The 18,882-nt window shown below is 49.5% G+C and carries 18 protein-coding genes and 1 riboswitch; of the genes, 10 read left to right on the top strand and 8 right to left on the bottom strand.

What is annotated here, in order from left to right; translation table 11 throughout:
* Positions 1–204 precede the first annotated feature (204 nt).
* The 5 genes from ytxJ (at position 205) to OXB_RS04095 (ending at position 4,713) form a co-directional block, all read left to right on the top strand.
* Positions 205–531 carry a bacillithiol system redox-active protein YtxJ gene (ytxJ, locus tag OXB_RS04115; RefSeq protein ID WP_041072134.1) on the top strand — a complete coding sequence of 109 codons (327 nt, stop codon included), beginning with the start codon at positions 205–207 and terminating at the stop codon, positions 529–531.
* Between the two features lie 139 nt (positions 532–670).
* Positions 671–1,411, top strand: coding sequence for a 3-oxoacyl-ACP reductase FabG (fabG, locus tag OXB_RS04110; RefSeq protein WP_041072132.1), 741 nt, complete (start codon positions 671–673; stop codon positions 1,409–1,411).
* Positions 1,412–1,582: 171 nt separating this feature from the next.
* Positions 1,583–2,638, top strand: coding sequence for a fatty acid desaturase (locus tag OXB_RS04105; protein WP_041072130.1), 1,056 nt, complete (start codon positions 1,583–1,585; stop codon positions 2,636–2,638).
* Between the two features lie 331 nt (positions 2,639–2,969).
* Positions 2,970–4,100 (top strand): sensor histidine kinase, encoded by a 1,131-nt coding sequence (locus OXB_RS04100; protein WP_084212383.1) that lies wholly within the window; start codon positions 2,970–2,972, stop codon positions 4,098–4,100.
* Between the two features lies 1 nt (position 4,101).
* Positions 4,102–4,713: a response regulator transcription factor gene (locus OXB_RS04095; RefSeq protein WP_041072126.1), complete on the top strand. Its 612-nt coding sequence runs from the start codon at positions 4,102–4,104 to the stop codon at positions 4,711–4,713.
* 219 nt (positions 4,714–4,932) lie between these two features.
* Here OXB_RS04095 and OXB_RS04090 read toward each other — a convergent pair whose 3' ends face one another.
* Positions 4,933–6,963 carry a hypothetical protein gene (locus OXB_RS04090; RefSeq protein WP_041072124.1) on the bottom strand — a complete coding sequence of 677 codons (2,031 nt, stop codon included), beginning with the start codon at positions 6,961–6,963 and terminating at the stop codon, positions 4,933–4,935.
* A 243-nt stretch (positions 6,964–7,206) separates the two neighbouring features.
* On the opposite strand from OXB_RS04090, the gene OXB_RS04085 reads away from it, so the two are divergent.
* Together OXB_RS04085 and OXB_RS04080 are read left to right on the top strand one after the other, a co-directional pair.
* Positions 7,207–8,508 carry a D-serine ammonia-lyase gene (locus OXB_RS04085; RefSeq protein WP_041072122.1) on the top strand — a complete coding sequence of 434 codons (1,302 nt, stop codon included), beginning with the start codon at positions 7,207–7,209 and terminating at the stop codon, positions 8,506–8,508.
* An 89-nt stretch (positions 8,509–8,597) separates the two neighbouring features.
* Entirely contained in the window at positions 8,598–8,876 is a 279-nt protein-coding gene (locus OXB_RS04080) for a hypothetical protein (RefSeq protein WP_144399645.1), read from the top strand.
* Positions 8,877–8,910: 34 nt separating this feature from the next.
* On the opposite strand, the gene OXB_RS04075 is transcribed toward OXB_RS04080, so the two are convergent.
* Positions 8,911–9,645: a YqcI/YcgG family protein gene (locus OXB_RS04075; RefSeq protein WP_041072118.1), complete on the bottom strand. Its 735-nt coding sequence runs from the start codon at positions 9,643–9,645 to the stop codon at positions 8,911–8,913.
* A gap of 191 nt (positions 9,646–9,836) precedes the next feature.
* On the opposite strand from OXB_RS04075, the gene OXB_RS04070 reads away from it, so the two are divergent.
* Together OXB_RS04070 and OXB_RS04065 are read left to right on the top strand one after the other, a co-directional pair.
* On the top strand, positions 9,837–11,237 hold the full coding sequence (locus OXB_RS04070) for a hypothetical protein (RefSeq protein WP_041072116.1): 1,401 nt from the start codon (positions 9,837–9,839) through the stop codon (positions 11,235–11,237).
* A gap of 126 nt (positions 11,238–11,363) precedes the next feature.
* The gene (locus OXB_RS04065) at positions 11,364–12,332 is read left to right on the top strand and encodes an NAD(P)H-dependent flavin oxidoreductase (protein ID WP_041072114.1); all 969 of its coding nucleotides are present in this window, start codon (positions 11,364–11,366) and stop codon (positions 12,330–12,332) included.
* Between the two features lie 226 nt (positions 12,333–12,558).
* Here the strand turns inward: OXB_RS04065 and OXB_RS04060 are convergent, their stop codons facing one another.
* Together OXB_RS04060 and OXB_RS04055 are read right to left on the bottom strand one after the other, a co-directional pair.
* Entirely contained in the window at positions 12,559–13,110 is a 552-nt protein-coding gene (locus OXB_RS04060; RefSeq protein ID WP_041072112.1) for a Uma2 family endonuclease, read from the bottom strand.
* A 216-nt stretch (positions 13,111–13,326) separates the two neighbouring features.
* Positions 13,327–14,781 carry an amidase gene (locus OXB_RS04055; protein ID WP_041072110.1) on the bottom strand — a complete coding sequence of 485 codons (1,455 nt, stop codon included), beginning with the start codon at positions 14,779–14,781 and terminating at the stop codon, positions 13,327–13,329.
* Positions 14,782–14,886: 105 nt separating this feature from the next.
* On the opposite strand from OXB_RS04055, the gene OXB_RS17865 reads away from it, so the two are divergent.
* The gene (locus OXB_RS17865; RefSeq protein WP_158333636.1) at positions 14,887–15,642 is read left to right on the top strand and encodes a response regulator transcription factor; all 756 of its coding nucleotides are present in this window, start codon (positions 14,887–14,889) and stop codon (positions 15,640–15,642) included.
* 171 nt (positions 15,643–15,813) lie between these two features.
* Here OXB_RS17865 and thiW read toward each other — a convergent pair whose 3' ends face one another.
* Genes thiW through thiM form a run of 4 tightly spaced genes read right to left on the bottom strand, consistent with a single transcriptional unit; the run spans position 15,814 to position 18,608 of the window.
* A complete protein-coding gene (gene thiW / locus OXB_RS04045) occupies positions 15,814–16,311 on the bottom strand; it encodes an energy coupling factor transporter S component ThiW (protein WP_041072108.1) in 498 nt (165 codons plus the stop codon).
* The gene (gene thiE / locus OXB_RS04040) at positions 16,308–16,985 is read right to left on the bottom strand and encodes a thiamine phosphate synthase (protein ID WP_041072106.1); all 678 of its coding nucleotides are present in this window, start codon (positions 16,983–16,985) and stop codon (positions 16,308–16,310) included. Before thiE ends, thiW begins: the two co-directional genes overlap by 4 nt.
* Positions 16,966–17,799, bottom strand: a complete 834-nt coding sequence (gene thiD / locus OXB_RS04035) for a bifunctional hydroxymethylpyrimidine kinase/phosphomethylpyrimidine kinase (protein ID WP_041072105.1) — start codon at positions 17,797–17,799, stop codon at positions 16,966–16,968. Before thiD ends, thiE begins: the two co-directional genes overlap by 20 nt.
* Positions 17,796–18,608: a hydroxyethylthiazole kinase gene (thiM, locus tag OXB_RS04030; protein ID WP_041072103.1), complete on the bottom strand. Its 813-nt coding sequence runs from the start codon at positions 18,606–18,608 to the stop codon at positions 17,796–17,798. The genes thiD and thiM overlap by 4 nt, the downstream gene beginning before the upstream one ends.
* An 82-nt stretch (positions 18,609–18,690) precedes the next feature.
* Positions 18,691–18,798: riboswitch (TPP riboswitch) on the bottom strand.
* Positions 18,799–18,882 lie beyond the last annotated feature (84 nt).

Genomic DNA, 18,882 nt, shown 5'->3' with positions numbered 1-18,882 from the left:
CCTTTCCTCTGTCCCATATTGTACCGTTACGCGGAAATGACATCAAGCGAGCCCTTGCCATTCGAAAAAGGTGGATGAATTGATGCTAGCCGCTTTCCCCTCGGTAGGGCTGTTGCTCTTCGCACATAGAAAAGAGCTGAGCTGAAGTTTACCATGTTCAGAGCCGGGAAATGTATGATGAAAGTAAAAAGGAGTAAATGGTAAATGAAAGAGATACAGACAAGCCGAGAATGGAAAGAAGTGTTAGAGAAGTCGAATGAAGCGCCGCAGTTTGTCATGAAACATAGCTCGACCTGCCCGATCAGCGCCTCCGCTTTCGGAGCTTTCCGAAATGTGGAGACGGACGTGCCGAAGCAATACTTGGTCGTGCAGCAGAGCAGGTCCTTGTCCAATGAGATGGAGGATGAGCTTGGCATCCGGCATGAATCACCTCAATTATTCCTATTGAAAGACGGTGAGGCGATTTGGAATGCATCGCATCATGACATCAGTGAACCGAAAATCCAGCAAGCGATTCAAGAATATTGTTAAGTGAAACCGGGTATCTTGTACAAAGGTGCCCGGTATTTTATTCCAATGGAAAGAGGCCGTCGCCCATCCGGCTTCACAGGTCGGGTACTATGATAGAGCGAGGTAGCTCACATTTGGAGTGAGAGAAAGGGGATGCGGATTGCGCTTACAAGACAAAGTAGCCGTCATTACAGGCGGTGCCAGGGGAATTGGCGGAGCCGCCGCTACGTTATTCGGAAAAGAAGGGGCCCGTGTCGCGGTACTTGATTTTAATGCAGAAATCGGCCGCAGCAAAGTGGAGCAACTGCTAAAGGATGGCGTCGAGGCATCTTTTTTCCAGGTAGACGTTGCCGATTACGACAATGTCAAGCAAGTGGCGAAGCAGGTGCTAGAGACGTTCGGGAAAGTGGATATTCTCGTGAACAATGCGGGAATCACAAAAGATGCCATGTTGGTGAAATTAACTCCAGAAGCATTCAAACAGGTACTTGATGTGAATTTGACCGGCATTTTCAGTTGCACGCAAGCATTCTTGCCTTCCATGATCGCTCAAGGAAAGGGCAAGATCATCAATACATCCTCGATTTCGGGCACCGGCGGGAATGTCGGGCAAACGAATTATGCCGCCTCCAAGGCGGGAATCATCGGGATGACCCGGACGTGGGCAAAGGAGTTCGGGCCGAAGGGGCTCAATGTCAATGCCGTCGCACCGGGTTTCATTGAAACCAGAATGATCGACACCATTCCCGAAAAGGTGTTGAATCAAGTCCGGGCGCTCACCCCGTTCCCTCGGCTGGGAAGACCGGAAGACATCGCAAATGCGTATCTATTTCTGGCTTCGAATGAGTCGGACTTTGTAAACGGAACCGTCTTGGAAGTGGACGGCGGCATGCTGAAATAGTAGGAAGAGAAGGCCTATCCTGATATGGAGAGGGCCTTTTTCTGTGAAAAGATTCACAAAATGTGACAACTATCATCTCTCCTGTCATGACGTTTATGTCTGTTGCGAAAGGGAAGGATTTCTTATGATGGAATCATGAAATAGAACGAGTATCAGATTAGGAGGATTTGCATGAGTAAAGAAAAAACGAAGAAGTTACATCAAGACGTCGCTCCTTTTGCAAAATCGGATAAGAAAAAAAGTGTTTTACAGCTAATCAATACGATTCCACCGGTGATCATCCTCTGGTTTTTGGCGTATCAGAGCTTGGATGTCTCCATTTGGTTGACGTTGGCTCTTTGTGTAGTGAATGCTGGATTTATTGTCCGGACATTCATCATTTTCCATGACTGTACACACGGTTCATTTTTCAAAAATAAAAAAGCGAATGATATTGTGGGAACGATGACAGGTGTCCTGACGCTGTTCGCCTATGAGAAATGGAAACGGGAGCACTCGATTCACCATGCGACAAGTTCGAACTTGGATAAACGAGGCGTTGGGGATATTTGGGTGATGACAATTGAAGAATACGTTCAAGCATCGAAATGGCAACGATTGGCGTACCGTTTTTACCGGAACCCGCTAGTCATGTTCGGATTGGGACCGATGTATCTAGTCCTCATCTCCAGTCGCTTCAATCGGAAAGATGCACGACGGAAAGAGCGATTGAATACGTATTTGACGAATGTGATTCTTGTCGGTCTATACACGGGGCTGATCCTATTGATCGGCTGGCAGTCGTTCTTGCTAATCCAAGGCTCGACCATGTTCGTGGCAGGGATGCTCGGCATCTGGTTGTTCTACATCCAGCATACATTCGAAGATTCGTACTTCGAAGAAGAGTCGGAATGGGATTACGTGAAAGCGGCGGTAGAAGGAAGCTCTTATTATAAGTTGCCACGCGTTTTACAATGGGTGACTGGCAATATCGGATTCCATCATGTGCACCACTTGGCCCCGCGCGTTCCAAACTACAATTTGGAAATGGCACATGAATTGACGCCGCCTCTTCAACAGGCAACGACGATTACCATCAAGACGAGTTTGGAATCCCTAAAATATCGTTTGTACGATCCGGCTCGCAAGACATTTGTCACGTTCAGAGATGTGAAGCATCTGGTCCGTGCGAAGAGCAAAGGGGTTTCCATCGATTTGAAACCGAAGCGAACAAGTTTGAGCAAATGAATGATCGGAAGGGCTGTTCGCTAAGACGAACAGCCCTTTTGCTATGAAGCGGAGCGACTGATCACTGTTTTCGGCATTTGTTTATTGGCGGACATCTCTAGATATATCGGCAGTTGTAGGTGGTTATCAGTATTCGCCCGTAGTTATCAGCGGTTGTGGGAAGATATCAGCATTCGGAAATTCCAATGTTCCCCCAACTTACTCACTGCAAGCTGCGACTTACGAGCATGCGCAATAGAAGAAATGAAGGAGAACCCAAATGCAATTATCACGAGACGTATTGAAAAATTTGGTACAATGAAGGAATCAGACAGGGCGGTGAAGGTGAAGCATGCACAGTTGGTACAGTATATTCCCGAGAAATCCATGGCTCAGTATTTACGTATGGGTCATCTTTTGTTTATTGCCGTTCTTTTTCATTTTCCGCTCCTCTTCCTCGATTGAGATTGCGGTCGGCATTTCGCTGTTATTCCTCTTTTTCCTGTCGTACATGTTTTCATTCAAATCGAAGAGCGGGCTTGTGTATATGTGGCTTAGCTTCGAAATGGTCATCAATGTTGTCATGACACTATTGTTCGGCTATATATACTTGTCGTTATTTACGGCTTTTTTCATTGGTAATATCCGAAATCCTGTCGGTTTTTTCATCATATACGGGCTGCATATCGCCTTTACGATTCTGGCGATCGTGGCAGGCTTCTTTTTGGAAATCAACCTCTTCCTTCCATACGTGCACTTTATATTGATTACGGTGATCGGCGTCGTCCTATTGCCGTTCAATTTATACAATCGGAACAAGCGGGAGAAGTTGGAGGACCAGCTGGAAGATGCGAAAGAGAAGATCTCCGAACTGATCATTCTGGAAGAACGGCATCGGATTGCACGTGATCTGCATGATACGCTTGGCCAAAAACTATCGATGATCGGATTGAAGAGCGACTTGGCGGCCAGGCTTTTGACACGGGATCTGGAAGCCGCCGGGAAAGAACTGCATGAAATCCGGCAAACGGCCAGCACCGCCCTGAAGGAAGTGCGGGAGTTGGTAGCGGATATGCGGACGGTGAAGTTGGAGGATGAATTAATCCGAATCCGTCAAATTCTGAAAGCCGCTGAAATGGATTGCACCATTGAAGGAAATCCCGTGTTCACCAAGATCCCCACTATCGCAGAAAATGTTTTGAGCATGTGCTTGAAGGAAGCGGTGACGAATGTCGTGAAACATAGCTTCGGGACCGCTTGCCATATTACATTTGCGCAATTGCCGAACGAGTATCTCATCACAGTCGAAGATGATGGGATCGGCATTCCGGGGCGCGGCGAGACATCACCGGGAAGCGGGCTGAAAGGGATGCGGGAGCGCCTCGAATTCATCAACGGCAGCCTGCATATAGAAGGCGGGGCAGGGACGAAGCTGTACATACGTGTTCCTGCGGTCTTAAAACAAATTGTGGAGGTGGATTAAGATGATCCGGATTGTCATAGCAGAAGACCAAGGAATGATGCTGGGTGCCTTAAGTTCCCTTTTGAATTTGGAAGAGGATATGGAAGTCGTCGGTAAAGCGAAAAATGGTGAAGAAGCGGTCGCACTCGTCCAAGAGCTGCAACCGGATGTGTGCATCATGGATATCGAGATGCCGATGAAGACCGGGCTGGATGCAGCGGAAGTCCTCCAGGGAAGCGAGTGCAAGATCATCATTTTGACGACCTTCGCCCGGACCGGCTATTTCGAACGTGCACGAAAAGCGGGGGTGCGTGGCTATTTATTGAAAGATAGCCCGATTGAGGAGTTGGTCAGCTCGATTCGGACGATTATGGACGGCCGGCGGATCTACGCGCCGGAACTTGTAGACATCGCGTATGGCGACGACGATGATACGGAGAATCCGCTGACGGAGCGCGAAAGCCAAGTGCTCCGTCTCGTAGCTGAAGGAAAAACGACGAAAGAAATTGCGGGTGAACTCTTTCTGACGCCCGGCACTGTCCGGAATTATATCTCAACCATTCTTGATAAGCTCGGCGTAGGCAATCGTATCGAAGCGATTTCCCGGTTTAAGGAAAAAGGATGGTTTAAATGAAAGGCGGGGCTGTCCGAAAAGTCTAGGCACAGAGTTGGATACTAGCAAAAAGCAAGGGCGCCGGGAGACTCCTGCGGGAAAGCCGGCCGACGAGACCCCGTACGGCTGTAAGCCGGAGGAGGCTCGTCGGCTGGCCCGCGGAAAGCGACCAGAGCCCTTGCTTTTTGCGTGTTTAACCGGAAAATCCACTTTCTGGACAGTCCCATCTCCAATCTTTTATCATATCGAAATTTCCTCGAAAGTTACCTTCCTTAATTCTCCGCCTTTCATTTGAAGAAGGGCTGGCTGAACGGCATTCTCTCCTATTATCAATTGCCCTATATTATTACCTGTCTCGACGATAGAGCTTCCCGGATGCTTCGATACATAATACAACTCTTCCTGCCAAGGCGCATCACATGGCGGCTCGGATCCGCCATTCCGAATGTTGAAGGAATCATCGCAATGGCGACGGATCGTCACTCCTTTCCGTTTGTTGCTATTCCAGCGGATGGCGGCACGCATGAGCAATCCCCAAAGTCCGGAAAAACTCATATTGTTGGAAGGGCTGCTCGTCACTTGCAAAATACTTGCGGCAAACCCGTTCTTCCACCGAATCCGGGAGTGAACGGCAGAGGCGTAGTGGACATCTCCTGATAGAATGATGCACCTCGAAGGACGCCATTTCACAATATGCCGCAGAAATTCGTTGAACGCTTTCCCGTTATATTTCCATGCTTCGAAATCCAGCATTTCATGCACAGGAATACCGATGGAGCGCAATGGATAGACGTAGGAATGAAGGAAGGACTCGATGATGCCCATTCCATATAGCGGGGTCGGGGAGATGATAGTCAGTGGATCGCCCCGTTTCCAGCCGGACGCATGCAGTGTTGAAGAGATGGCTTTCCATCCGGCTGGGCCAATCAATCTGGGACCGCGGATATTTTCTTTATAGATCCAACCAATTTTTACCGGCAAGGGGTTCGCGTCGTAGAAACGCATCGTGCGCGTGTTCAGGAACAATGCCGCCGGCCGGGTAGGTGCGACGAAATGCCAATGGCGGAACGACCAAATGCAATCCATCCAATCCGTGTGGGCAGGTGTACCGACAATGAGCCTGTCGAAGTAATTTCTCATCGACTGAAGGAACGCCTCCTCGTACCGCTGCGGCTCATTGCCCCAACCTTGGAATGCCCAATACGCACACAAACCATTTGTCACGACGTGCTTTCCGAGAGGTGATCGGGAAACATGATCCCGCCAATCGGCTGTCAAATTCCAATCATCTGTCACATCGTGATCATCAAAAATCATATACGTCGGCATATTTGCCAATAATCTACGAATCCGTCGTAGATCCCCGATTGTCTGCAGAAGATCCTCTGTTTGCCGTTCATAGTTGCGCCTCTGCTGGTCCTTTTCCTTTTCATCGTCCGGAAATATGAAATGAAATTCATCCTTCTCCACAAGTTCATCGAAAGAAGGCAGCGCCACGGTTTCCCATAATGCAGGGCTCCAAGACAGCAAATACATAGCCGCATACTCGCCGAAGGTCATTAAATGATTGTGGGGGTTGGACGATGTGAAGCGGCAAAACTGTTCCATGATGAATTGCCGTCCGTTCACGTTGTATAGCGAGCGATGAAAAGGATGTTGCTCCAAACGATGATCCAAGCGGGATAGCTCCTCCTCGCCGATGAAATTCGAAGCGATAGTACGGATGACTGGGAACAGGGGGCTAGCCACGTCATCTGCATAAATCTGATCGCCTACAAGGAAGAGCGCACTCGGACGCTCCTGTAAACGACTCGCGGTTGTATGCAGGAGTTCATCGCCCGCCGTAAGTGAATCTTCTCCTTTCCCATGAAATTTACGGCAAGAAGCATAGAGGAAGTTCGGAGAGGACGATTCGGGGAGATGGAAGGAAGGATACGGAATGCCGGGATAGACAATGGACTGGGCGCCGTGCTCGGATAGGTATCCGAGGCTGGCCAAGTCATGAAATTCCCCATGACCGGCGAAAGTCAAGTCGTAGCCAAGAAGGGTGTCCATGGGAAAATCCCCGTACACTTGCACGAGGTGAATAAATAATTTTTCTCCGACACGGACGGATTCGGTTTCAGACCAAGTCGGCAAGAGCGATCCATCGGCCAAGTTGAAAAGCGCTGCCTTTATTTGAAAAGAGCGGCTTGTAGCAACCCAGATGGAAATAGATTTCTTTTCGACCCGGCGCAATATCGGTCCTGCCAGCACAATAAGATTTTCCATTCAAACGACACCACCACTACGATTGATTACTGTAGCATATTCGGATGGGAGGAAGAGGTGTGTGCGTTAGGACCAGAGGAAAAGTTAAGTATGCCGCAGTTCTTCTAATCGAATTGGTGGCGAATCCATCCCCGGTTCGAACTGACACGGGAATTGATGGACCGCTTCGTGTTGGATTAACAACCCGATCCAGTCACATGCTATACTATTGCTACTACTTTTCCAAAAAGGAGTGGCTCACATATGGACGTGAACTTGTGGAAAGAGAAGATCCCGCAAATCAGGCGGATGATGGAGGGGGAGGAGATTGTCTGGATGAATCCTCTTCTGGAATCGACTGAAAGCGGCCTGGCAAAAACAGGATTGACGGCAGCGGACGTCCGGGATGCATCAGACCGCCTCCGTCGATTTGCTCCCTATATAGAGCGGGTTTTCCCGGAAACTGAAGATTCGAAAGGTTTGATTGAATCGCCGCTTACGGCTATCCATGAGATGAAAGAGGCCTTGGCTGGCCGTTACGGGATTTCCATACCAGGCCGATTGCTTTTGAAGCAGGATAATCGTTTGCCGATTTCCGGTTCCATCAAGGCAAGGGGCGGCATTTACGAAGTACTGAAGCATGCAGAAACACTTGCCTTCCAACATGGATGGATATCCGAAGGGGAGGACTACAGCAGATTTGCAGAGCCGGCGTTTCGGGAATTGTTTGCGAAGCATAAAATCGCGGTCGGCTCGACAGGGAACTTGGGGTTGAGCATCGGGATCATGAGCGCAGAGCTAGGATTCCATGTCACGGTCCATATGTCGGCTGATGCAAAGCAGTGGAAAAAAGACATGTTACGCGAAAAAGGGGTTACCGTTGTCGAATACGCGGATGATTACAGCAAGGCTGTCGAAGAGGGACGGCGTCAGGCGGAATCCGATCCGTCTTGCCATTTCATTGACGATGAAAATTCAAGGGATCTTTTCTTAGGTTATGCGGTTGCGGGCGAACGGGTCGCACGGCAATTGAAAGATCGGGGAACTGTCGTGGACGCAGAGCATCCTTTATTCGTCTATTTGCCTTGCGGAGTCGGGGGTGGCCCGGGCGGCGTGGCATTCGGGCTGAAGCTCGTCTTTGGCGATCATGTCCATTGCTTCTTCGCCGAACCGACTCATTCCCCCTGCATGACACTCGGGATGATGACCGGGTTGCATGATGCGATTTCCGTGCATGATTTTGGGCTCGACAATAAAACCGCAGCGGACGGTCTCGCAGTCGGAACGCCATCAGGATTTGTCGGAAAAACAATGCTGCCATTCATAGATGGCTGCTACACCGTATCCGACAATACTTTGTTCTCCTTATTAAAGTTGCTGGCGGACAAAGAAGGGATCTATCTGGAGCCATCCGCGCTTGCAGGCATGCCGGGTCCGTTGAAAAGTATCCAGGCGAAAGCTGGAAAGGCGGATGCTGTCGAAGCGACCCATATGGTGTGGGCAACGGGTGGCGGCATGGTGCCTGAAGAAGAAATTAAACGCTATTACGGAATAGCGGGGAAATAATTCGTTTTATTTCCCGGGAAATCGACAGCAAACGGGAAATAATCGGAAGCTTATTGCCTATACTAGGAATGAAATAATGCGGTGGAGGGATGGCTGTGAATCAAGACGGCAAGAATTCAAAGATATCGCTGCAACAAATTGTACCGATCGGGGATTCTTTTGGTGTCACTCTTACCGAAGAAATGCTTAGCCATTTGGGAGTCGTTGGCTGGGAAGAGGTTCAAGTGGAGATGAGAAAGGATGAATTGGTGGTCAAAAGAATCGGTTCATCGGGATCTCCTGAATCATTGGCACAAGAGTTCTTCGAAGTCTATAACGAACCGTTGGATAGTTTCGGACCGACGATGGGAAATTTAAAAAATGAGTGAATGACAAAAATAAAGCCGTCCATCGTGGGCGGCTTTATTGCATTTCCTTATGGGAGAACGGGCATTTCCCGACAATCGGCTCACTATCGTCCCCGATGAAAAACTGCTTCCACTCATTATGCTCAGGGTCGCCGTAATGGCTGATGTCGGGGTGCTTCGGCAACTGATCCCACACTTCGACACGTTCACGGACTTTTTCGCGCGACATGATGCCGCCCTTTTCCGTCCCTTTCAATCCTTTGAAAATCTTGCGCGGCTGAAAACCGATGACCATGGCATTTCCGAGATCCCGAGTTTTCCGCTGCTTATAGGCAGGTGTGTTCCCGAATGCAAAAATCGGTTCTCCGTGAAAGTGAAAGTCCCACAAATAATGGTCCGGGTCGCGCGGGCTATCCGTCGGCCATTCGACTTCATCCGCATCATGCAGGTATTGCAGGATTTCCCAGAACTGCTTTCGATACTCATCCAAAGTTCCTTCCTTCTCAAACGGCTCGACAAACACGAATAACCCATGCCGTTTATGCTCAGGGTCCTCGAACAGCTGCAAAAAAGACTGGAGTGCTTCCGGCAAATTGGACCAGTCATCCTGCGTTATATACGCATAGCGCAGCTCCCCTTTCAGTTCACCGCTCATTCCGAAATAACAGGGAAATGTTTTATCCGTCACTGTTTCATGGAAAGTCTTGTACTCTCGCAACAACCAATCCGGCAAGTCAGAACGGTTGGAAAAATCCTCTTTCGTCAATAATGCCCCATATTTTGTAATCAAATCGACACCCCCAAATTCAGCTATGACTTCCGTTATTCCCTGAAAACGGCGAGATGAAACTTTGTCCTCCCTCCTTCACCATATGTGGAATTACATTAGGAAATCAAAGCCTTTCTTCTTTAGGAGGTTCCGGGTATGATAGAATTTATTGTAGAAGATTCAGATTATACATAGAAAGAAGTAATCATACCATGGGCCAGACAATCGTTCTTCGCAACCAGTTGCGGATGACTAAAATGGAATATCGCGGAATTTTAGCCATCTTATTAGTCGTTAACTATATATTGATCCAGCTGTTGGACAATCAGATGATCCGGAACTTTGCCAGTGTGTACACGTGCATTTATATTTTGGTCTCACTTCCCGTCTTGAGGGGGATGGTCGGACGGATGACGTACGTCCTTCTCATCTCGACGGTCGCCTTATTGGTGGCACAACCGAATTCCGTAAAAATATTGCTGGAAGGGGCCAATACGAATCTATCTATCGTTTGCATCCTAGTATTGGCCCCCCTGCTTGGCATTCCGGTCAGGACGGGAGATTACATTGAGAGTTTACAGCGGGTGTTGTCCAAATTAGGAAACCGGACCGGCATCTCTTATGTCATTTTCCTACTGCTGACGCATCTGTTGTCGGTCGTCTTGAATGTCGGCTCCATTGTCATCAACCTGCATTTGCTTTCGAGTTCCAATTTGAAGTCGAAACGGTTGATCGCCAGTATTCTAGTGCGGGGGTATACGACCATTACGACATGGTCCCCGTACTTGGCGATTATGATTTTGGTGATTGGCCAGTTGGACGTTGCATGGAGTGCGATGGCTCTGCATTCAATCGGCTTTGTACTTATTTCCCTAGCGGTCGCTGTCGCGATGGAAAGCAAAGCGTTTCGCAGTGAAAAGGCTTTGATTCGGGCAGATGTCCAGCAAATGAAAGAAGACGAATCGCCGAAGAAGACCGCCCTTAAACTGGTTGAGTTGGTGGCCGTCTTACTTTTATCCACCGGGTTCGTCTTAGCGGTGATGCAGATGACGGATATCGGGATGGTCATGTCCATTGCGACGGTATCCCTCCTGTTTCCTTTAGTGTGGTGCCTGATCAAAGGCCAATCCGGAAAATACATGGATGAGGTGAAACGGCATACGACGACCGCCATACCAAGTTTACAAGGAGAGTTTACTCTATTTCTCGTCGCGGGGATATTCAGTTACGTATTCGTCCGTTCGCCGTTAAGTGACCAATTCGTCGATTTGTTGAATTGGGCATTCGGCTCTTCTACACTATTACTCGGTATCTTCCTCTCGATTGCGATGATTGGGGCGGCGGTGGCCGGGTTGCACCCAGTCGTGTTATTAACAGTTTTTGTTACGACAATTGATCCCACGGTCATCGGATTCACTCCAATGCAATTCGCTTTTCTTTTATTGGGAAGCACCGCAGTAGCCAATACAATTTCACCGAGCACAGCAGTGAATAATCTATTGTCCAAAGAATTGCGTATCGACCTGTTCACCATCTCATTCAGGTGGAATTGGCGATACGCCGTCGTGCTGTTCTGCATTCTTCATATTTATTTGCATATGGTGGGAGGTTAAATTGGACGTGCGCTTATAACTTGAAAGTACCGCTTATATCTCGTGGGAATGGCTTATAACTCCAGAAAACTCATTAATTAAGAATAGAACATTCACCACCACGTTTATAACAGGAGGCATGTACATATGGTCGAGACTCAAATTACGAAGCTGTTCAACATCCGCTATCCCATAATCCAAGGAGGATTGCAAGGGCTCGGTACGTCTGCGCTGGTTTCCGCAGTTTCCAATGCGGGAGGTCTCGGGCTGATAACTGCGGGGAGTTACGGGACGAAGGAGGAGATGGTGCGGGATATCGAGGCGACGCGCAGTCTCACGGATCAGCCGTTTGGCGTCAATATCGCCATCGGGACGCGTAAGTCGATGGATGAATTTGTCGAAGGGACGATTGAAGCGCGGGTGCCGATCGTCTTCACATCGGGGAATAATCCGACACCATACATGGCCGATTTGAAGGCGGCGGGCATGAAGGTCGTTCACGTGGCCCCCTCGGTCCGCTTCGCGAAGAAGGCAGAATCGCTCGGTTGTGATGCGGTTGTCGTCAACGGATTCGAGTGCGGTGGACATCCCGGCATGGAAGACACGACTAGCTTGACGCTCGTTCAAAAAGCGGTGAAAGAGCTTTCGGTTCCTGTGATAGCGGCTGGCGGATTTTCTACGGGCCGCTCCGTATTGGCAGCGCTCGCTCTTGGGGCGCAAGGCGTGCAGATGGGATCCCGGTTTTTATTATCGAAGGAAGTCCAACTTCCACAGCGGCTTAAAGATTCATTGAGGGAGGCGAGCGAAACGGACACAATTCTTGTAAAGAGATCAATTGGCCGGACGGCGAGGGTATTCAAGACGGAACATGCGATGGAATTGGCCCGGTTGGAAGAACAAGGCGCGACGTTTGAAGAAATCTTTCCGTATATAAGCGGGGAGGCCTACGAGGAAATGCTCAAAACCGGCAACATGGATGTGGGCGTCCTCTCGCTCGGCCAAACAATCGGGCTCATTGATGAAATCAAATCCGTTGCAGAAATTATCGAGGAAATAATGACGGACTACCAGACGGCTTTGGATCAATTGGTGAACTTGCAGTCGGCCGTCCGGTAATTGGAAAAGGCAGCTCCTCTTGGAAAGCTGCCTTTTTGTATGAAGTTATTTCCCAGAGGAGGCATCGTAAGCGATCAAGATGACTCCTAATTTTTGCTCCAGTGCCGTCAGTTCCTCCAATTGCTTGGCATCCAAATCCGCCACTGATGTCCGATTTGATGGCATCGCGAACCCTCCTTTTTTGCTATACGCGATAGTGTATCCAAAGAGGAGGAGGCTTATCCTGTCAATCAGAGAAGACGGCGTCTAAATCGATGTCCAAATTTCTAAAGTGGAAAGAGGTAAGAGAATCCTCTTTCCCGAACACGGCCCGTTTTCGATATCGACCTTCCGCCAGCCCGTAGACTTCAATGGTTTTATTAACTGGATCGACAAGCCAGTATTCAGAAATGGCTGTTCGCTCGTATAAATTAAACTTGTGGTTCCGATCCCGTAAAGCGGTTGCTGGAGAAAGCACTTCGACAACGAGCTCGGGAGCTCCGATAGCCCGTTTGTCCCCAATCCAATCCTGATTGCAAAAAACGGAAATGTCTGGCTGGACCAAGGTATAGGGGTCAGTTTCGTCCAATTGCACATCAAAAGGTGCCATATACACAGAGCAGTCCCCTTTTCCATAGTGGGATCGCAATGAAAAAAACAGCTCGCCCACAACCCTTTGATGAAGAGGCGATGGAGCAGGCGTCATATTATACGGTGTCCCGTCAATCAATTCCCAATATCCATCCCGCTCACTGATTTCCGCGACGGTCATCCGATGATCCGAACTTGACTGAGCCATAAAAACACCCCCGCACGTTTTCATAAAGTATAGCACATTGGCATGTAAACCTATCCCGAGAGAACATTTGGCAGTATAGAAATTGAATAAGAAACGAAATAGGAATTGGTGAGGAACGGTAGGAAGTGTGGGTAGGGGAAGAGGAGAGGCGGCAGAAGCCAATCCATCTTACAATTGAAAAGCCCGTCGTCTCCACATCAGACAACGGGCTTTCCATCACGAAGTGGTCATCAATTTACGAATGGGAGGCTTCTTCTCCTTCCACGGTTTCGCTTCTTCCAATTGCGCCGCTAATTGCAGAAGCGTGGTTTCATCCGCAAATCGGCCAGTGAACTGCATGCCAATCGGTAAACCTTCGTTACTCCATCCAATCGGAAGGGAGATGGATGGTTGTCCCGTTGCGTTGAACAGGTTGGTGAATGGCGCATAGGTGAAGATTTGTTCTGTCCATTCGACCGCATCTATTGAAGGATTGTTGGAATTCAGCAATCCTAATGGCGTTGGCAGCGTAGCAATGGTTGGCGAGAGTAAAACATCATAGTCCGTGAAAAATTGTCCGACTTGACGGGAAACGGCTGCATTGGTGTCAATGGCTTCCAAAAGATCAGACGCTGGCATCGCTTTCCCGTATTTATAACATTCCCAGATGGCCGCTTCTATATTATCTTCACCCGGCTGACGACCTAAGGCAGACGCTACTCCATTGATCATATGGTGAATGTTAGCTGTCCAGATACGGACGGTTGCCTGGCTAAATGACTCCGCATCGTATTGAGGAGCGGCTTCCACTACTGTATGGCCTAAATCCTCCAGAAGTTTGACGGTTTCATGCAGCTCACGAAGACATTCCTCGTCAACGGGCACTCCTGATGCCGGCTTTCCTGTCCATGCAATTTTCAATGGCTTCGGTGTTGTTTTCATTGCCTGGGCGTATGGGGTTTTCGGCGGTTCAGCCCAGGCGTAGCAACCGACATCCGGGCCGGCGACCGCATCCAACAAGGTGGCTGTGTCACGGACAGTCCTGGATAGTGCAAACTCGATGGCGATGCCATTGAGCGGTTCACTGTTGAAAGGCCCGGCTGGAATGCGCCCTCTCGTCGGTTTCAACCCGACTAATCCGGTACAGGCGGCGGGAATCCTAATCGACCCTCCGCCATCATTAGCATGGGCAAGAGGTGCGATGCCGGCCGCGACTGCGGATGATGAACCTCCACTGGATCCGCCCGGACTGCGGTTTGTATCCCACGGATTTTTTGCCGGCTCGCCATAGAAGGTTGCCTCTGTCGTCGCATTATAGCCGAATTCCGGCGTTGGCGTTGTCCCGACCGTTACTAGACCGGCTTTGCGGAAACGGGCCATCAATTCACTATCTACAGGGAATGTCATACCTTCTGCTAGGCGGCTTCCCATATTGGCGGGAACCCCTTTGGCATGAAGGACTAGCTCTTTTATTAGGAATGGTACTCCTTCAAACGGGCCTTTCGGCAGTCCTTGTTTGATTTCCTCCAACGCTTGGTCTTCGATTGTTGAGGCGACTGCATGGAGTGCAGGATTCAAATCTTCGATGAGATCGAGTGATGTTTGAACCAGTTCTTCGGGTTTTACTTCCTTATTCTTCACTAGTTCCGCAAGACCGATTCCATCATAATTCACATATTCTGATTTTTTCATCTTCTCTCCTCCTTTTTTTCATTGTAATCAAAGAGGATAACGGATACTATTACCCGAAAGAGTTACATGACCATTTCAAATATTCTGAACCAGGAGGAAAATCACTTGTTGCAATTGACGCAAAAAGAGTACAAGAAGATCATGGAAGGTTTGGACCGGGTTGCATTTAACTCGGATAGTAGTAATTTAACAGCGTATCGTCAGAAAGTGGTTGATTGTCTGTTTGAAGTGTTTGGCTATACCAATTTATTTTGGCTACTTGATGACGAAGGGCGGCTGATGGATCCGATCTTCACTAATATTGAAGACAAATCGATGTATGAGTATTTTGAAACGTATCATACCCATGATGTATTGGCACCGGGGAATATACCGACTGGGGTGCCCACAGCTCCAATCCTGAAAAATAAAGATGTCATGCCGTATAACCAATTTAAAAAGACGGAATACGCATTACACTATTTCGATCGGTTTGGTTATATCGATGAGATGGGAATTTACATTTATGATAAGTCGGAGTTGGTCGGGGTAATCGGGTTGGTCCGGAAGAAGGAAGAAGGCCATTTTAGTGAGGTCGACCGAAACTGTATCCAGTTCCTTATAAAGTCGATTGAGGGGGCTTTTAATGCAGCGGCCATGATTAGTCAGGAGCAGAGAGAGCCGATTTTGGAGGCAAGATTAACTAGTCGGGAAAAGGAAATAGTGAAACTGGTTCGGCAAGGTTTATTGAATAAGGAAATTGGAGAGGCGTTGTCCATCAGTGTAAATACCGTGAAAAAGCATTTGCAAAACGTCTTTCAAAAGATGGGGGTAGAGAACCGGACCGAATTGGGATATCTATTGTCTCGGATAAATCTATGAGTAAAGTCCTAATTCAGGAATAAACTTGTGAACTTGACGAATATCTGCTACAAAGTGACAGATACGTATGCCGTAGTGATGGATATTCCATCAAAAGTGACGATTATCCATAGAGAAGTGAAGGTTAAAAAAACGCCAGCATCCGTTTCCGGGATTCCTGGCGTTGCACCTTCATTCCATCTGACCAATCTTCGACGAAATCCGGGTATCCTGCAAACGGGCGGCTAGTACAAGGCCGAGCAGGGCGCCGCTGACGCTCGAAACGAGGAAGGGCGGGACGAAGAAGAATGCTGTGAACGTCGTGCCCATCAGAATTTTGGCGTACGGGACGGCGAACAAGGAGGCGAGGATGCCTGTACCGACCATTTCCCCGACACCGGCGAGCCATGCTTTGCCAAATCTCTTATACATGACACCTGCCAGGAACGCGCCGATCATGCCGCCGGGAAATGCCAACAGGGAGCCGGTGCCGGTCAAAATCCGCACCAATCCCGTTAAAAAGGCAATGATGACGGCGGGCACGGGTCCGAGCAGGATTGCTGCGATGACGTTGACGGCGTGCTGGATCGGATAAGCCCGTGCGATGCCTGCCGGGAATGAAACGAACGTCGAACCCGCTACCGCAATCGCGACGAACATCGTCATGATGACCATCTTACGAGTATTCATGATGAAGCCCCTTCCCTCTGTATGATTTCCTCGATCGTTGCTGCAAATTTCTGGGCGGTGGCGAAAGGATCGTCTGCCGACGCAATGGCCGAAATCAAGGACACCCCGCTGGCGCCGGCTTGAATGACGGGCTCGAAGTTATCTAGAGTGATGCCTCCGATGCCGACAATCGGCAGATCGGGATGAAGTGAAGCCGTTTTCCGGATCAACCCGGTTCCCGCGACCGGCTTGGCATCCGCTTTCGACATGGTCGCATAAACGGGACCCATGCCGACGTAATCTGCGCCGTCTGCCAACGCTTGTTGAACCTCTTCCAATGTGTGTGTGGAGACGCCTAGAATTTTATTGGACCCGAGCCGTTCCCGCACGCGCCCCGCGTCCATGTCGTCCTGTCCGACATGGACGCCGTCTGCATCGACGGCCATCGCCAATTCCACGTCATCATTGATGATGAACGGGACGCTATAGCGCTGACAGAGCTGCTGGCATTGCTGCGCAAATTCTCGTTTTGCCTCTCCGATCAACGCTCCGTCCCCTTTTTCCCGTAATTGAAAGCAGGTTACACCTCCCTGGAGTGCCGCTTCCAACACATTGAGCGGTTCGACTGCTCCGGTATTATTCGATCCCATGATGAAATATAATTTCAACTGCTTTTTAATCGACAAGGATGACACCCTTTCCCGCGTTTTCGCCTAGGCGATGATAGGCCCAATGATTGGTGGGACCGTGTCCGGCGCCCAGTTCCAGCCCATCCCGAATGGCTGCTTGGATGAATTGTTTTGCAGCAATCACGGATTCACCAGCTGTTTTTCCGTTGGCCATCCATGCCGTGATGGCTGCTGAAAACGTACAGCCGGTACCATGCGTATCCTTCGTGTTAATCCGCTCCGAGCGAAGAAGGAACCGCTCGCCATCCGCGGAGAGGAACAGGTCTTCCGCAAATTTTTCGTTGTGGCGATGGCCGCCTTTCATCACGACTGCCTGGGCCCCGAGCTCCAACAATTTCTCCGCCGCTTCCAAGACGTCATCATCCGTTTCGATGGAAACCCCTGTCAGGACTTCTGCTTCCGGGATGTTCGGTGTGACGACTGCCGCAATCGGAATAAGTTCCTGTTGTAACGCATGCACTGCCTCTTCCTGCAAGAGGGAAGCGCCGCCTTTTGCAATCATGACAGGATCAATGATCAATGCCGGTGGTCCGTACATCCGCAACGTTTGTGCCACCGCTGTAATGATATCAGCCGAAAAAAGCATCCCCGTCTTCACCGCACCGACATGGAAATCCTCCAAGACTGCCTTTATCTGCGCAATGACACCGGCTGCTTCAATCGGATAGACGCCATGTACGCCAAGTGTATTTTGTGCCGTAACCGCGGTCAGTGCGGATGTACCGAATACATCCAATTCCTGAAAGGTTTTCAGGTCGGCTTGGATGCCGGCCCCGCCCCCGCTATCCGAACCAGCGATCGTTAACGCTACTGCTGTCATAGTGAAATGCCTCCTTGTGAAATAAAATCCCCTATTGTAATCAATCGGTCTTCCGTTAAAGCCAATCCATTCAGAAAATGAACTGCAAAATCTCCGGGTCCTGTGGCCGCTTCTGCCGCATGTTCCCCAACTTGTTTATAGAAAGCCAAAGCCGTGGCGGCCGCCTCCAATGGTTTTTCATTCGCCACGGTTAAAAAAGCGCCTACTACGGAACTTAACAGGCAACCCACGCCCGTCACTCGCGTCATTAATGGGTGTCCGCCAGTAATGGACAAGAGATTCTGACCGTCCGTGACGATGTCGACTTCGCCAGATACCGCAACAAGGCAATCGTGGGTAGTTGCGACTTGTTTTGCCAATTTCACCACGTCCGCTTCTCCCTCTCCGGCATCGACGCCTTTCGCCTGCCAAGTAACACCTGCAATGGCCGCCAGTTCCCCTGCGTTGCAACGGATGAGCGTGACCTCGACCTCCTCCAAAATACGCAGCACAGACTGCTTGCGGAATGCTGTCGCTCCGGCTCCGACTGGGTCGAGGACGACCGGTTTTCCGTGCGTATTGGCACTTTTGCCGGCGAGGATCATCGCCTCGACCGTGACTGCCTTCAAGGTGCCGATATTCAGGACGGTACAAGAAGAGACGGACGCAATTTCAGCAGCTTCCTCGACTGCATCCGCCATCACCGGAGACGCGCCCAACGCAAGCAGGCCGTTCGCCTGGAAGTTGGCCACGACAATATTCGTGATGCAGTGAACGAGAGGTTGGTCCTTCCGTAATTGTTGTAGAAGAAGTACAGGTGAGTTCAACATGGTAATTCACTCCTTTTTAGATATTAAAAAAACCGCCTCCTGATCGGATCAGGAAGCGGGCGTGTTGGAAAAATGAACGATTGCAATCGCCACTCCACTTCCCTCCGCTGGCATCAACCAGATCAGGTTCCAAGGGTCCGCATAGCCATACGCGTCTCAGTCCTTTTGCAAGACTCCCCTAGTGGTAACAGATGAAATTATTTTTCACTTCACTATAACATAGTTTCAAGCGTTGGCAAGACGGGAAATCATAAGAAGATCCACTGCCAGGTTT

The sequence above is a fragment of the Bacillus sp. OxB-1 genome, assembly GCF_000829195.1.
Taxonomy (GTDB): domain Bacteria; phylum Bacillota; class Bacilli; order Bacillales_A; family Planococcaceae; genus Sporosarcina.
The sequence above is the reverse complement of the archived record's forward strand: the minus strand, read 5'-3'. Positions and strand labels throughout refer to the sequence as shown.

Coding starts and splice junctions, on each gene's coding strand:
- OXB_RS04085 (WP_041072122.1), top strand. CDS start 7,207: ATGGACGTGAACTTGTGGAAAGAGAAGATCCCGCAAATCAGGCGGATG.
- thiW (WP_041072108.1), bottom strand. CDS start 16,311: ATGAATACTCGTAAGATGGTCATCATGACGATGTTCGTCGCGATTGCG.
- OXB_RS04055 (WP_041072110.1), bottom strand. CDS start 14,781: ATGAAAAAATCAGAATATGTGAATTATGATGGAATCGGTCTTGCGGAA.
- OXB_RS04105 (WP_041072130.1), top strand. CDS start 1,583: ATGAGTAAAGAAAAAACGAAGAAGTTACATCAAGACGTCGCTCCTTTT.
- OXB_RS04095 (WP_041072126.1), top strand. CDS start 4,102: ATGATCCGGATTGTCATAGCAGAAGACCAAGGAATGATGCTGGGTGCC.
- ytxJ (WP_041072134.1), top strand. CDS start 205: ATGAAAGAGATACAGACAAGCCGAGAATGGAAAGAAGTGTTAGAGAAG.
- OXB_RS04080 (WP_144399645.1), top strand. CDS start 8,598: ATGGCTGTGAATCAAGACGGCAAGAATTCAAAGATATCGCTGCAACAA.
- OXB_RS04060 (WP_041072112.1), bottom strand. CDS start 13,110: ATGGCTCAGTCAAGTTCGGATCATCGGATGACCGTCGCGGAAATCAGT.
- OXB_RS04090 (WP_041072124.1), bottom strand. CDS start 6,963: ATGGAAAATCTTATTGTGCTGGCAGGACCGATATTGCGCCGGGTCGAA.
- OXB_RS04100 (WP_084212383.1), top strand. CDS start 2,970: ATGCACAGTTGGTACAGTATATTCCCGAGAAATCCATGGCTCAGTATT.
- thiD (WP_041072105.1), bottom strand. CDS start 17,799: ATGACAGCAGTAGCGTTAACGATCGCTGGTTCGGATAGCGGGGGCGGG.
- OXB_RS04065 (WP_041072114.1), top strand. CDS start 11,364: ATGGTCGAGACTCAAATTACGAAGCTGTTCAACATCCGCTATCCCATA.
- thiM (WP_041072103.1), bottom strand. CDS start 18,608: ATGTTGAACTCACCTGTACTTCTTCTACAACAATTACGGAAGGACCAA.
- OXB_RS04070 (WP_041072116.1), top strand. CDS start 9,837: ATGGGCCAGACAATCGTTCTTCGCAACCAGTTGCGGATGACTAAAATG.